This window comes from Alkalibacillus haloalkaliphilus C5 (assembly GCF_000269905.1).
GTDB lineage: Bacteria > Bacillota > Bacilli > Bacillales > Alkalibacillaceae > Alkalibacillus > Alkalibacillus haloalkaliphilus_A.
Genome location: NZ_AKIF01000064.1, coordinates 1 through 14982 on the forward strand (window position 1 = coordinate 1; position 14982 = coordinate 14982).

Annotated in this window: 11 protein-coding genes and 1 pseudogene; 6 read left to right on the forward strand and 6 right to left on the reverse strand. The window is 34.9% G+C overall.

From position 1 onward, the window contains the following. Window positions 1-363: 363 nt before the first annotated feature. Window positions 364-1757 (reverse strand): annotated as a pseudogene (locus A194_RS17895) (Sau3AI family type II restriction endonuclease). Window positions 1758-1897: 140 nt separating this feature from the next. Between A194_RS17895 and dcm the strand changes: the two are divergent. From dcm to A194_RS0108375, 6 genes are all read left to right on the forward strand, one after another. Continuing rightward, window positions 1898-3199 carry a DNA (cytosine-5-)-methyltransferase gene (dcm, locus tag A194_RS0108355; RefSeq protein ID WP_017186395.1) on the forward strand — a complete coding sequence of 434 codons (1302 nt, stop codon included), beginning with the start codon at window positions 1898-1900 and terminating at the stop codon, window positions 3197-3199. A gap of 383 nt (window positions 3200-3582) precedes the next feature. After that, a complete protein-coding gene (locus A194_RS0108360) occupies window positions 3583-5115 on the forward strand; it encodes a PDDEXK family nuclease (RefSeq protein WP_017186396.1) in 1533 nt (510 codons plus the stop codon). 3 nt (window positions 5116-5118) lie between these two features. Beyond that, window positions 5119-6333, forward strand: coding sequence for a ParB/RepB/Spo0J family partition protein (locus A194_RS0108365; RefSeq protein ID WP_017186397.1), 1215 nt, complete (start codon window positions 5119-5121; stop codon window positions 6331-6333). Between the two features lies 1 nt (window position 6334). Then, window positions 6335-8587, forward strand: coding sequence for an SNF2-related protein (locus A194_RS17900; protein WP_050980503.1), 2253 nt, complete (start codon window positions 6335-6337; stop codon window positions 8585-8587). A gap of 44 nt (window positions 8588-8631) precedes the next feature. Next, a complete protein-coding gene (locus tag A194_RS19390; RefSeq protein WP_050980504.1) occupies window positions 8632-8889 on the forward strand; it encodes a hypothetical protein in 258 nt (85 codons plus the stop codon). A gap of 169 nt (window positions 8890-9058) precedes the next feature. Further along, on the forward strand, window positions 9059-9355 hold the full coding sequence (locus A194_RS0108375) for a TIGR04104 family putative zinc finger protein (protein ID WP_017186398.1): 297 nt from the start codon (window positions 9059-9061) through the stop codon (window positions 9353-9355). A gap of 57 nt (window positions 9356-9412) precedes the next feature. On the opposite strand, the gene A194_RS0108380 is transcribed toward A194_RS0108375, so the two are convergent. The 5 genes from A194_RS0108380 to putP all read right to left on the reverse strand — a co-directional run bounded on the left by A194_RS0108380 (window position 9413) and on the right by putP (window position 14798). Continuing rightward, window positions 9413-10891 (reverse strand): FAD-dependent oxidoreductase, encoded by a 1479-nt coding sequence (locus tag A194_RS0108380; protein WP_017186399.1) that lies wholly within the window; start codon window positions 10889-10891, stop codon window positions 9413-9415. Window positions 10892-11002: 111 nt separating this feature from the next. Continuing rightward, complete coding sequence (locus tag A194_RS0108385) at window positions 11003-11434, reverse strand: DinB family protein (protein WP_017186400.1); 432 nt, start codon at window positions 11432-11434, stop codon at window positions 11003-11005. Window positions 11435-11467: 33 nt separating this feature from the next. Then, window positions 11468-12301, reverse strand: coding sequence for an aminoglycoside 6-adenylyltransferase (locus A194_RS0108390; RefSeq protein ID WP_017186401.1), 834 nt, complete (start codon window positions 12299-12301; stop codon window positions 11468-11470). Window positions 12302-12371: 70 nt separating this feature from the next. Continuing rightward, window positions 12372-12992, reverse strand: a complete 621-nt coding sequence (locus tag A194_RS0108400; protein WP_017186403.1) for a metal-dependent hydrolase — start codon at window positions 12990-12992, stop codon at window positions 12372-12374. 282 nt (window positions 12993-13274) lie between these two features. After that, complete coding sequence (putP, locus tag A194_RS0108405) at window positions 13275-14798, reverse strand: sodium/proline symporter PutP (RefSeq protein WP_017186404.1); 1524 nt, start codon at window positions 14796-14798, stop codon at window positions 13275-13277. Window positions 14799-14982 lie beyond the last annotated feature (184 nt).

Consider the following 14982-nt stretch of genomic DNA (forward strand, 5'->3'; position numbering starts at 1 on the left):
ATATAACATATCGTCAAAATTTTATTTTGTTTTAATATAGAAATCTCTGAACATTCCTCACCAATATTCAGAAAATTTTTATAACATTACATTCTACTCCCCTATCAACTAACATAGAGTGATATAAACAGTTGGAGTGATGATCTTATATGTTGCTTTTTATTATTGTTTTAATCAATGTATACATGGCCTATACCGCTTTTGTTGAAGGTAGAAGATTGCAAGATAAAGCGAAGAAGTCCTTTGCCTACTTCCTATCGACTACTTTCATTGCCGCTTCTTTGTTGATCTTGTTTTCTATGACATTGTATATCCCTGCTGGTGATCAGGTGGAGATTATCTACCACTAATTTCTATTCACTTTTATTTTTTTAAAATTTGCTTTAATATATCAGCAATAAAACTGTTATTTAACCAATAACACTGCTTCGTAACCATCTGCCCATCAGGTAGCTTAACCTTATCTTTCCCATCCTTGCCTTTGGCCTTACATGGGATCCCCCATTAAAGTCCTTTCCTGGGAGGTTATTCGCTTCAACTTTGTTTTTACCACGCGTTTTATACTCAATGGTAACACCTTCTCGCACTAACCTGTGGATTTCTTCCCAAACTTCTTTAATTTTAGTATCTAGTACTACTTCAGGCATGTTCCATAGTTTTATTCCTCTAAAATAAGGCTCTCTATTTTCATTTTCTGACTTAGTCTCATTGTACTGGAAAACTACAAATAAGAATTTGGTATCTATAAACCTATTGCGTAAGTGACTATCTTCCCAAGTCTCATAATAGACCTCGTCAAACTTAATTTGCTCAAAGGACATATGCTCCTTAGGTATACCATTTGGTTCTAACCGTACTGTCTTATACTCAATGTTTGCTTTAGCAAATTCATCTATTTGGTTTAAACGTGTCCCATTAATTCCCAAAGTTGCACTTATTAGCTGAGGGATTATGTGTTTTGAATTATTACTATATTTTATATTCACTTGTTTTGCTATTTCTTTAGGAGTTAAACCTATATAAGGCTTAAACTTTTCCATCAGTAACTCTTCTAATGACTGAGTTTCTAACTCCTCATGGTCTGAAAAGGAGACCATATCGTCCTCGTTGATAATTTTACGTAGTAAAGCTGTCATATAAGATGACTTTAATGAAAAGGCTCTTTGCATTGCCATTTGTTCTGAAAATGGTTGGGTTCTTAAAGAACTCTTAGATGCACCCTTTGTACAAGCACCTAAGTAGTTAGTGTCACCTTCAGATAGTTCATGAGCCTTTCCTTCAAGGACCTTCCTTTTGATATTGTTCCAGTCATCTTTTATTACTTTTAAATCTTTTTCCGGGAATTCATATAGGTGGACTTTCTGGATGAGGTAATCTAGTTTATCTTTGTCATTCTCATATAAGTAGTGAATCAAGAGGATTAATTGGTTTTTTAACCAAAATGAACTTGTTTCAAAGTCTTCTTCAACTATTTTCTCATAGTTAATAATATTTAGTACTAACCTTTCTTTTGCAGATAGCTTTCCACTTTTCAAACGTTTATGTGGTGTTACTTTTAACTCTACTCCCGCTTCTTCAAAGTCAGGGTTCCTATCACTATTAGGTTCATATTTGAAGTGATACTTTTCTACCAATTGCCCCAAACTACCTTTGGAAAAAGTTGATGTTAAGTACTCATAGTCTGCCTCTTTGACTACCATATCACTTGTTTTTAGAATGTCTCTGAATGTTTTACTCTCAAGCTCTTTTCCATACATTTCAATTGATTTTGGGCTATATATATCGTAACCTTTATACATAAAATCACACCTTAAAATAAATTTGGTCATAACAGTTGATCTTTATATAAAAATTTACTATAATAGGATTAGAATTAAAACCGAAAGGATGTTCGGTGATGATAAATGTTGTAGAACTATTTGCAGGGGTAGGCGGATTTCGCTTAGGTTTAGAAAAATCTAGTGACAAGTATAATATCGCTCTAGCCAATCAGTGGGAACCATCCACAAAATCTCAACCTGCATTTGATTGCTATAAAAAGAACTTTAATTCAACTGATGATGAAGCAATTAATGAAGATATTGCAGATATTATCGGATTAATACCAGAACACGACCTACTAGTTGGTGGATTTCCTTGCCAAGACTACTCAGTCGCTAGAACACTAGCTGGTGAGATGGGCATTGAAGGACAAAAAGGTGTACTATTTTTCGAAATCATGAAAGTTATAAATAGAACAAAGCCAAAGTTTATTCTATTAGAGAATGTAGATCGTCTTCTGAAATCACCTTCAAAACAACGAGGTAGAGACTTCTCTGTTATGTTAGCTAGTCTTCAAAAACAAGGTTATGGTGTTGAGTGGCGCGTAATTAACGCAGCAGAGTATGGATTCGCCCAACGAAGAAGAAGGGTATTCATATTCGCCTACCGCGAAGATACTAACTTCTATAAAGAACAACAAAAGCATAATTTCCAAGACATTATCCATCAAAAGGGATTCTTTGCTAAAGAGTTTCCAATTAAGGATGAACATAATGAGAGACATCCAGACCAAGAGTTTGAATTGCCTAGCAACCTACTAGATGTGTCTGACAACTTTAGCGCAAAGTATAATAACAGTGGTGTAATTGTTGATGGGGTTGTATATACTGCTGAAACTTTACCTGTTGAAACTACTCCAACTACCTTGGGCGAAATTTTAGAGCAAGCTAGAGAGTTTCAGGGAGAAGTTGATGAGAAGTACTACCTGAAAAACGATAAGAAAAATAAAAAAGGTAGAACCGAGTATGAAGAAATGGAATATCAAAAAGGTGCCAAAAAAGAAAAAAGAGTTTCTAAAACTGGACATGAGTATTACTACACTGAAGGGTCAATGGCTTTCCCTGAAAGATTAGATATGCCAAGTAGGACAATGCTAACAAGTGAAGGTACTAAAAATAGAAGCTCACATGTTGTTAAGGATTTAGATACAGGTAGACTGAGATTTCTAACTCCAGTTGAATGTGAACTTTTAAATGGCTTTGATCCAGACTGGACTAACTCTGGCATGCCCGAAAGAACAAGGTATTTCTGTATGGGCAATGCTTTAGTTGTAGATTTAATTGAAAAGATGGGTAATCAGATAGTTGACCTATACAGAAAAGAAACAACAATCTACCAAGAAAAGAATGATGAAGTGCAGCAGATGTCAATTCTATAGAAAAAGTAGCCGAATTTAGTCGGCTACTTTTTTTCATTTAATTGGTTCCCCTCTTAGTGCAAACACCTTTATTACGTGATCGTATACCATTTCTTCCACTTCATCTTTAGATATAAATCTATTACTCTAGCTCCCCAAATGGTATTTAGATGTTTTGAATACTACTCCGGCTTAACATTGGCTTCTAACAAACCGGCTGACACGTTGACAAATTTCGGTTTTCCTTTAACTTCCTGAATAAAATGTTTAAAATGATAATAAGTAGATACAAATACATTATTTGAAAACTGTGGGCTTTTTGTGTGAATAGCAAAATTTTATTATTCTTCCACAATGCACAAGGGTGTTTAGATAAAGTCTAATGGGATATAGGAGGTGTAAGATTGAAATCAGAGGAAAAATACAATAAAGATTTACAAGCATTAAATAACAAACAAAGAGAATTACTTAATTATAATCTGAAAAACTACCAACAAATAGCTTCTGAAGTTGAGAAGCTGAATTTTTACTCAGGATATAATGTGGATACTCTTACCGGTGTAAAGACTGACAATCCGAATATACTAGTCGTAAAAAATAAAATAGTATCCAAAAAGTTAAAAGAATTAATAAATGAAAATAATAAGAAAAATGTAGTTAAGCTCCAGATTAGGACCATTCAATTAAATAAAAACTTTAAACAAAAAGAGAATATGGTACTTGAGCAAGTAGATTTTTATGATTTAATTGAAAAAACATGGAGTTCTAGCTATTTAAATAAAAAGTTCAAGAATACCATTTTTGTTTTCTTGGTCTTTATGAAAAGTAATGGTCTACACTTTATTGGTTGTAAATTGTGGAAAATGGACCCCTCTGTTGTGGAATTAGAAATTAAAAAGTTTTGGGAGCGAACAATTAAAATAGTAGAAAATGGAGTAGAGCTTAAACAAGAAAACAATAAAATTACAAATAATTTACCAAAATCAAACGAACATAGAATTTTACATATTAGACCTAAAGCAAAAGACTCACAAGATAAGTACCAGTTACCTGATGGCAAGTATATTACAAAACAAGGGTTTTGGATTAATAATTCTTATATCTCAAAAATTGGAAGGGAATTTGCTGCTGAAATTAACTTTCAAAAAGGAAACAATCCCCAGACATTAAATAATGGGTCAAATGAGATTAGCATTAAAGACGGAATTTATGATACAAGCTCAAGTGAATTTAAATTGTTGGCCAGTAGTCACTATTCTAATCATGATTCCTTATATCAACTGAATGAAGAAGTTATTGTATATAATGGAAATAGAATTCCAACAAGGAAATTGATTATAGATTATATAAATAAGAATAAAATAATTAATACAAATTCAGTAATTTATTTAAAACCTGAGTATAAGAGCATCATAAATGATTTGCACAAAAATCGAATTCTTTACAGATTCAATAGTAAAAAATTCATTACAAGCAAGTACTTAGCTGAAAAAGGAATTAATTCTTCAGAAATAGAACGGTTTTCATTAGAACTTGATTATAAGTTAAAAAAAATTAACAGTAAGTCATTCTTTACCATTAATAAAGTAAGAGATCTACTTGATGGTAATATGGTTATTGAAGCAGGGATGAGCGATGAATTCATAGAAGATGTATTACTAGACTCTCATTTATTTCATTACTTAAAGGTTAATAACAAATTCATATTTTCAAACTTTGATAGTACATATGATGATTTCCTTGATATAGTAACAAATAGTGAGTTTGAATTGAATTTAGATAGACTTGTAGCGTTAGTAAACTCAAATATTTCAAATCAATTTTATAGAGAAGACGTATTAGAAATAGTTAGAAGATCAAGTTATTACTACTCTTCACATATTAATGCTGTATTTAAGTCTAAAAATCAGTTCTATAAAACAATATATGGAGGTTAATTTATGGAACAAACAAAAAATTTGTTGAAAAATCGATCGAGTTACGGAATCACAGAAACTGGTGTCACAAAAAAACTAACGGTTCGTGGTCATACAGATAATTATACTGTTTATAAAGTACCTCTTGAATTACTGTTTTATAATAACCAGAATGGTAGAATTGCTACTGCATACAGTCAATACTTGGAAAATAAACCAGAGTTAAATTACCAAGAGGATTTAGAAAAGTATAACGAAATTTTTCATGAATTTATAGTGAAATCAGACGAGACAGCTTTTAAAAGAACAAAAGGAAACATTAAGACATTTGGTCAAGAAGAGCCAGCAGTTATACTACAAGACGGTAGAGTCGTAGATGGAAATAGAAGGTTTACATGCTTAAGAGAGTTAAATAAAGAAGGAATCACTAGTTATTTAGAAGCAGTAATTTTGGATGCGACAGAAGGTATAACAGATAAAGACATTAAAAAGTTAGAACTTCAGTTACAACATGCGAAGGAACGTCCGGAGGATTATAATCCAATTGATTACTTAGTCGATGTCTATAGAGACATCATTAAAAATAAACATTTCACAATTAAAGAGTACATGAAATCAACCGGAAAAACTAATGGCGAAGTTACAAAGTTAAGAGATAAAGCCCAATTGATGGTTGAGTTTTTAGAGTTTATTAATGCGAATGAGAAGTTTCATATAGCAAGAAATCTAAAAATTGATGGACCTTTAGAAGAAATCAATAAAATCTTAAAAAAAGTAAACAAAGAGGATGAAAAACAAACTGTTAAGGAATCTCTATTTGCTTTACTCCTTAATGACGAGCTTGATGATAAAACGAGAAAAATAAGAGAAATAGGAAAGGAACTGATAATAACAGAGTATAGAGAAAAGTTTTTAGATGAAATTGAAGATTACACCGATGAAATACATGATTCATTGAATGAGGAACGCCAAACTGGTATAGAATCAATTGTAACAACTATTAACAATAAGACGAGTATTAACCACACGAGTATAAGTGAAAATATTGATAATCTTTTAAGAAATAAGGGTATTGAAGGTGAAAAGGCAAAACCTTTGGAGCACTTAGATAAAATTAATCGAGAGTTAGATAGCCTGGACGTGAACCAGGTCAAGTTTATGGATGATGAAAACAAAGAAAAGTTTGTAAACCAACTTTCTAAATCAATAGACAGAATGAATCATTTATTGGAGTATTAAAATGTTTAAATCATTGAATCTGAAAGCCGATTATTATTCAAGTGAGGAAAACCTTCTATATGACTTTTATGAACCCGTATTAACCAGAACTGTTAGATATGATAGAGTGAGCGGATATTTTAGCGGCAAACTTTTTAGAAATATTACTAAAAGTCTTAGTGAAGAGGTTTTAAGTTCAATAAAGATAAGGTTGATAATATCTGAGGAAATTTCCCCTTCTGATTATGAGGCGATAAAACTAGGCTATCAGAAAAGACAAAAGCTAATAGAAAATCTCAGTAAAGAAATAGAAATGATTGCCAAAAATGATAAAGTTACTCTAAATAATATTGCTTATCTAATCGCAAATGGTAACTTGGATATAAAGTTTGGATTTAAGGAGCAGGGCAAGTTTCACTCTAAATTTAGTTTGTTCTACGACGAGGCAGAAAATATTATCCACACAAAAGGGTCCAACAATGAAACAATAGCGGGTTACGAAAATAATTATGAAGCTTTCGATGTAACAATCTCTTGGATTGAGAATGATTTCTATAGAGAAAAGATTCCCAGAGCTCAAAAAGAATTTGAGTTACTATGGAATGACAAAAAGAAAGAGTCTTATATTCACGTAAAAGAAATCGATGAAGTAATTACAGAAAGATTGCTGGAATTTAACGGGGGGACGTATTATTTGACTAAAATACCGGAAAATACTGTGATATTAACCAAGAATAACTCCCAGTTACAACTAATTAATCATTTAAAAGACCGGTCTATATTTGACCCCAAAAAACGGTTCATTAAAACTAAAATAGGAAAATATTTATCAGGTCCATTCCCTGAATTTAAGAACAACTTGGACTACAGACAATTAATTAGTATTATAGAGGAATTCGAAAAGCACTCTAAAAAGTTCAATTATAATCTTGTGGTTTCACAAGAATTAGAGAGTTTTATTGAACAACAGAATTTGATGATTAACGAGAGAAGCGATTACGGCATTTATTTGAAGAAAGAAACGGATTCTTTGAAAGATAAATTTAGAGATTTCAAACAAGTTGTAAACTCAGAATTGGTGAGGGAATTAAGACCCCAGCAAATGCACAGTGCCTTTTACATGTCTGAGATGAAACGTGTTGCAAACTTCTCAGTTCCTGGTTCGGGTAAAACTAGCATGGTTTATGGTGCTTTTGCCTATTTATCTTCGACGGAAGTAAGAAACCCTATAAAGAGGATTTTAATGGTAGGCCCCAAAAACTCATTTGATTCGTGGAAATTGGAATTCACAGAGAACTTTGGATGCAAAAGGCAGTTAGATCATTTGGATATACATGAATTAGAAAACGCTGAATTGGAACTGTACAGTAAGTGGGAAAAGAAAAACCTAATACTAATTAACTATGAGTCACTATTAAAATATTATCATATATTATTGGATAAGCTTGACTCAAGTACGATGCTTGTCTTTGATGAAGTGCACAGAATTAAAAACTATGAGAGCGAAAGAGCATACGCGGCTAAGAAGATTTCATTAAAAACTAATTTTAGGTTCGTGCTAACTGGAACACCTATCCCTAATTCATACACTGATGTTTATAATTTCTTAAACATTTTATTCGGTGAGGATTATGATTACTTTTTTAACTATGATGTGCATGATCTAAAAAAACCTAATCAGACTCAAATTGAAGAGATAAACAACAAATTGTACCCTTTTTATTGGAGAACTAATAAAAAAGAGTTAGGTGTACCTAATGCTAATCCAGACATTATAAAAAGTGTACAGCCTACTGAAGACGAACAAGCAATAATTGATTTACTATATGAAAAATTTGGGCATTCCCCTTTTAGTTTGTATATACGCCTTATTCAACTATCTAGTAACCCTAAACTATTACTGAAAGGCAATTTTTCAGAATTGATAGAAGCAGAGGAAGAATCCAATATTAATTTTAATCATATATTATCTTATGAAGAATTCGGTGACTATTCATGGACTAAAAAAGAAGAGGAATTAATTAATAACTTAGGGGTATCTTCTAAATATAAGTTAATGCTTGATGATTTATTGAGTTTGGCCAATTCAGGAAAAAGAGTCATTGTGTGGTGTATATTTGTTGATACTATCAATATGGTACAAAATGATTTGATAAGTGTAGGTATTAATGCAGAAAAGATTTTTGGGTCAACCACTCATGCTGATAGGCAAGTTATTATAGATCGATTTAAGTCAGGTGATATTGATGTTTTAATTACTAACCACACACATTAGGGGAATCAGTCTCTTTACACAAACACTGCCACGATGCGATTTATTTGGAGTGTTCATTTAATTTAACTCACCTATTACAATCAAGAGATCGAATTCACAGGCTCGGACTAAGTAAAGATCAGGAGACAAATTATTATTTCTATTTCTTAGAGAGCGAACAAGGTAATAGGTCAACAATTGATAATAAAATTTATCAAAGATTAGCAGAAAAAGAGGAGACTATGCTAGCAGCTATTGACTCTGATGGAGTAAATATTATGCCTACAGTAAGTATTAATGACATAAAAGACCTATTTAAATAGAAAGCCTCTCTAGGGTAATGAACCCCAAAAGTTAGAATAAAAAACTAACTTTTGGGGTGCAACATCTAGGAGGGCTTTTTCTCTTATCAAATGAATTTGAAGCTTAGACGAGTTGCAGACAGAACAGAAAAACGTGAAGAATCAGCAATCTAGTTAAGGAGTTGAGTTTATGCCTACTTGTCAAAACTGCTCTACAACGTGGACGATGAAAGAAACGATGAAAAGTTCCACTGTTTTAGGTATAAGAATGACATGCCCACATTGTGGAGCAGCACAATATGTATCAAAACAAACGAGGAAGAATTTTAGCTTCGCAGTCTTTCTCGTCATATTACTTAATTTGCTCATTCCATTTGGCATTTCACCTTGGTATGTGTTTGGCTCATACCTTGTGCTCTTTCCCCTGCTTTTCTACACTTACTATAAACATATGGAATTGAGTAATGAGGAAGAGCCGTTGTTTTAGTTAATTCAAGTATCATGAAGAAACGGCTCGACACTTGGGTCTTTAAAGAAAGTATGTTTATGAGCCATCCCTTTCATTAACCTCATTCGCAGCACGAATGCCAGATTCAATTGCGCCTTCCACCCATCCATGAAAAGTTGAGGTATGTTCTCCTGCAAAGTGAACACGACCTTCTGGCAAATGGAGGTGATCAGAGAAATCGGAGAACTGATTTGGGGCGAATAGAGTAAAACAACCTCCCGAAAACTGATTATGCCCCCAACTATATGAAGCCCCTCTGGAAAACTCCCGATAAACTTCATCGCCATAAATTTTAAACAGCTGCTGCAACACTTTATGGATTCGCTCTTCTTCTGGAAGGGCGCTCCATAAATCTGCGTTGCTTCCCCAACAATAACTCGCAAGCAAAATGCCGGGTCCAGCTCCACCAATATTATGACTAGGACCGTATGTCTGTCGAAATGGTAAGTCAGAGATTACATTTCTGATTTGCGCTTTCTCCCAAAACTTTGCCTCAAACTCTAGACCAACTTTGACGGAAGATACGTAATTAAGCTCTCTCAGTGCTTTCCATTTATGAAAGGAAAAAGACTCATGAGGATCAATGTCTATAAATTGTAATACTGAATAGGGGATGGTTACGATCGTGTAATCCCCTTCGAAGGAATAATAAGTGTTAGTTGACTGATCTCGCGTTATTACGGACACCCCATCTTCATTTTGGGTAATCTGATGTACTTTTTGGTTATATAAAATATTTTCCTTAAGCTGAGGTAAAAATGAGTAAGGTAAACGGTCATTCCCTCCTAAAACCTCATAAAACTCTAATTCCTCCTCAAATATTGGCTGAACAATGTCAAAAAGAATAGATACAAATGATAATTCAGGGAAACCTTCAACGCCTAATAGCACTTTAACCTTACGAATTGCTTCAGGAGAAAGTGAGGGACCTACCGGATTGAATCTTAAAAAATTATCAAATGAATAGTGATCAAACTGCTGTTTCAGCCTATTTTGTTCTTCAAGTCCAGCTTTTTCAAATAGATTTAAAACAGGGCGAACGGCAGATTCCAATAACTCATGAGCTGTCTTCCCCTCTTCATGAGGTGCAAATGGAAAGTTGAGTGCACCTGGATTTTCTCTATAATAGTCAGCCGTCACTTGGACTCCATTTACATGGTAGAGTTCAGTTTCACCTATAAATTTATTCATTGGTAATTTAAATTTATTTATGTATTCGAATAGTAATTCATGAGTGTTCGGAAATCGCATAGCTCCTGCGTCAAAGTATAACCCATGCGAAAAGGGTTCGCGTATTGTATAAATTCTTCCCCCAACTCGGTCGTTACCTTCTAAGATAGTAACAGTATGGCCAGCTGCCTTTAACAGTGAAGCACTTACTAAACCTGCCATTCCTGCGCCTATAATGACAATTCTTTTAGGATTGATGGTTTGACTTAACCCCGTTCTAATAATAGACAACATATCATTAGGATAAGAAAGACTTCTATGGTTATAAGAATATGTTTGTTTCAAGATCAATCACTCCCTACATACAAAAATGCATATGAAGGGACATGGATTAAAATTCCATTTTTTACTTTTTAGGTATAAAGGACCTATAAAACTAAAATTTAGTACTTTTTATCACATATGCCAATCTTGAACCCATTGTTTAGGTAACTCAAACCCTGACTGCATAAACGCAACAAAGTATTGCCCTTGATGAATACCTTCATGTTGGATCGCTGTAGCTAACAATTCCATTGGCGTTAGATCTTCTGGTCCCATTTTGATTGATTCAAACTTTGTCTGTTTGAATTCAGCTGCTAATTGTTCTGTACTTCGTTCTAACTCATTGATTAAATCACTTTCATTTGGCAGCAACTCTCCAGGGAAGTGAATTATCCCAGTTTTTAGCCCCTCACGGTAAACATCTCTTACTCGAACCATATGTGTGAAGAGTTTTCTCAATGTGCCTAGTTCAGGCACTAATTGAGTATCCCAATTACTTTCAGGAATCTCTTTTGCAAGCCTGTTAGTCATGTTAGCAGCATAGATCAATCCATTGGTATCCATATAACATAACAACTCCTAATCTTATGTAATGTGCTAAATCGCCAACTTTATTATTTTGTCTATTAGCTCAAAATCTTCTTCAACCCCTATTTGATCACAAAGAGCGCCATGAACTGCTTTAAACTCTTCAGCCAAACTTCTTCTTACTGTCATGATTTCTTTTTTACTACGGCCACATTGCCAGCCTTCCAATAACGATTGTTGCCAGCTATCTAGTTCGCTTCTTTCACCTTCGTATTTCGCCCAATCGCCTAACGTATTGGGTTGCATGCCTTGTTTCATATACCATCCAGAAACAATCATATGACGCATTGAATCAACACAATTCAAAGCGTAATAGTACTCACCCCTCATAACTCGGCGGTATGACTCGTGAAAGTGAGCTAAAAACTTATTGCGCCAACTTTCCACATCTTCTTTCGTTGGTTTATAAACGAGATTGAGAGATTCATTCAATACCTCTGTAAGACCTCCTCTTAAATCTTTTACAATGTGAATATCTTTTAACCAAATAGATGGTCTAATTTGTTCAGGTGTAAAATAAAAGACATCGACTTTCACGAAGCAATCAAAGTGCGCGATTGTGTATGGCACATTTGGACCTGGGTCTTCATAAAATAAGACATTGCCCCAGTTTTGAGAGCGAACCTTTTTATTCGATACATAATCCTCAAAATCCTCAAGTGATACCACGACTCGAAGGTCTATATCAGAGTATAAATCCGTACTTTCACTCCCAATCGAACCACCATAAAACAGACCAAGTACACGATCATCTTTCAGTAGATCTTGCTCAATCAAGTCTTTTAATACTTTTTGATAGGCTGGTAGCTCTAAGTCTCTGTCTTTATGTTTTAAATAATCCATACTCGAAATGGCAACTCCTTCATAAAGTCTATTACCTTTATATTCTCTTTACTTTTTATCTTTTCCTGCTCTAAATCCACCTACTCCCACTACTAATCAACCAAACATTAATAACAACCAGCGCTACTACAACGATTCTTTCTGCTGGAGAGCCTGTCCTAAATGAAAGGGGGAATCGGAAATTGCGCTTCGTGATTGGATGTAGTAACGGTACGCCTCGCTTCGTCAAAAAGTCACCAAAAATGTGAGATGCTACTCCGAGTACTAAGCCGTATTGTAAATAGTCTGGGATGACGAACCATGTGCTCACCAATGATAGGTAAACCGTCATGAGAGCTATAAACAGTAATGAATGTGTCCACGTGCGGTGGCTACTTAATATGAAAAAGACGAGCACGATCGTTGCTAACACGAATGTCATCTCTTCATCAATGAATGTCCAAAATTGTTCTGGTTGCCATATGTAGAGTGCTCCTGCTAGTGCTGTGACACTTATGGCAATTGGGTACGCATATCGACCGAGTTTTGACGATTTCGAGTCCATATCCGGAAGCAGTGCGCCGATCATGACGATGATGATAAAATGAATCGTTTCATTGATGCCGCTTATTTCAATTGGAAGAAGGTGCGAAAAAGTAATCGCCGCTACTCCCCAAGTTAATCCCATAGCTTGATGTCCGCTTGCCATCATGATGTTGATTTCCTTTCTCATGTTGTTTTAATAGGTTTTTATATTACCATTAATTAGCACTGTTCACATCGGTCTTTGTTCTTAAGATGGTTTGGAATTAGGCGAACGCTTAATTAATTAGGCGTTCGCCTGAAAAATGAGAGTTTCGCTTAATTATTAAGATATTCGCCTAAAAAATTAGTATTTCGCTTAATTATTAAGAAAATCGCCTAATTAATCGACTAAAGAAACATAAAAAATCCTCCCCGCTTTCATCAGCAGGAAGGATTTTCGCTTAAACATTTATGAATTCGCCATGTCACGCGCTTTATCGAACTCTTCTTGAACTTCTTGCTTAGGTCCAGAGCCGATTAAACTTACAACAACAGCACCAACTGTCGCGAGTAAGAAGCCTGGAACTATTTCGTATAATCCACCAAATGGGTCGATGTGCTCCCAAGTGATTACCGTGATTGCACCAAGTAGAATACCGACTAAGGCACCATTTCTAGTTAGGCGCTTCCAGAATAGTGATAGTAGAATGATTGGTCCAAATGAGGCACCAAATCCTGCCCACGCATATGCGACGAGATCGAGCACTCGACTCGTGTCATCGCTTGCTATCACTAGCGCAATTAACGCAATAACGATAACTGAAATACGTGCTACCCATACAAGCTCTTGGTTTGAAGCGTTCTTTCTAAAGAAACCTTTGTAGAAATCTTCTGCTACAGCTGAAGACGATACTAGTAGCTGAGAGTCAACTGTACTCATAATCGCAGCTAAAATGGCAGCTAGTAAAATACCGGCTACTATTGGATGAGTTAACAGTTGCGTCATCGCAATGAAAATAGCTTCTTCATTCGCTAGCATAAGCAGGCCATTTTCCTGAACTGTTTCAATTCCACGTTCAGCTAATTCTGATTGCACAGACTCTGTTGCGATATACGCAAGACCTGCAATACCGACGAAGATCGCACCGAATAGTGATAACACCATCCAAGTCATACCGATAAAGCGAGCGGTCGGTACATCTTTATGCGAACGAATTGCCATGAAACGAGCTAAAATATGTGGCTGGCCGAAGTAACCTAATCCCCAAGCCAATGAAGAAATAATCGCTAACGTTCCTACACCTTGCACCATGTGAAGGTGGTCGCCACCAGCTAAATCGCCGATAATGTTAACTGTCTCATTCCAACCACCAAGCTCAGTAATCGTAATGAATGGTAATACAATTAAAGCAAGAAACATTAATGAACCTTGAACAAAGTCAGTCCAACTAACCGCAATAAATCCACCTAAAAATGTGTAAACAATAATGACGGCTCCACCAATTAATAAAGCAACCATGTAATCATAACCAAACGTACTACTAAATAAAACAGCACCACCAACTAACCCTGATGCCACATAGACTGTAAAGAAAATCAAAATAACAGCAGCCGATGCACTTCGTAGTAGACGAGAGTTATCACGGAATCGATTTTCTAAAAAGTCCGGTAACGTGATCGCATTGTTGGACACTTCCGTATAAACACGCAACCTTCTTGCAACAAATTGCCAGTTTAAATAAGCACCTAGCGTTAAACCAACAGCAATCCACGCTTCGCCAAACCCTGCTAAATAAATAGCACCAGGCAAACCGAGAATTAACCAACTACTCATATCAGAAGCGCCTGCACTTAATGCCGCTACTCCTGGCCCTAACTTACGACCACCTAAAAAGTAGTCTGATAGGTTGTTCGTTAGGCGATAACCAATGATCCCTAAAACAAGCATACCCAAAATGTAAATAAAAAAGGTAACTAGAGTCGCTGTATCCATTATTTGTCACGCTCCTTTACCCATGATACAAATGATAGAATGACGACTAATGACATTGGCACAAACAACCAGAAATATGTACCAAGTGTAATACTATACTCCTCCATCAAATCTCCCCTTTTTTGACTGTCAACTTTTATCATAACTAAAATTAAGAAAATTGAAAACTATTAATCCATAGTAC

Excerpts from the sequence above, each read along its gene's own strand:
- dcm (WP_017186395.1), top strand. The coding sequence starts at position 1,898 with ATGATAAATGTTGTAGAACTATTTGCAGGGGTAGGCGGATTTCGCTTA.
- A194_RS0108365 (WP_017186397.1), top strand. The coding sequence starts at position 5,119 with ATGGAACAAACAAAAAATTTGTTGAAAAATCGATCGAGTTACGGAATC.
- A194_RS17900 (WP_050980503.1), top strand. The coding sequence starts at position 6,335 with ATGTTTAAATCATTGAATCTGAAAGCCGATTATTATTCAAGTGAGGAA.
- A194_RS0108375 (WP_017186398.1), top strand. The coding sequence starts at position 9,059 with ATGCCTACTTGTCAAAACTGCTCTACAACGTGGACGATGAAAGAAACG.
- A194_RS0108385 (WP_017186400.1), bottom strand. The coding sequence starts at position 11,434 with ATGGATACCAATGGATTGATCTATGCTGCTAACATGACTAACAGGCTT.
- A194_RS0108390 (WP_017186401.1), bottom strand. The coding sequence starts at position 12,301 with ATGGATTATTTAAAACATAAAGACAGAGACTTAGAGCTACCAGCCTAT.
- A194_RS0108400 (WP_017186403.1), bottom strand. The coding sequence starts at position 12,992 with ATGATGGCAAGCGGACATCAAGCTATGGGATTAACTTGGGGAGTAGCG.
- putP (WP_017186404.1), bottom strand. The coding sequence starts at position 14,798 with ATGGATACAGCGACTCTAGTTACCTTTTTTATTTACATTTTGGGTATG.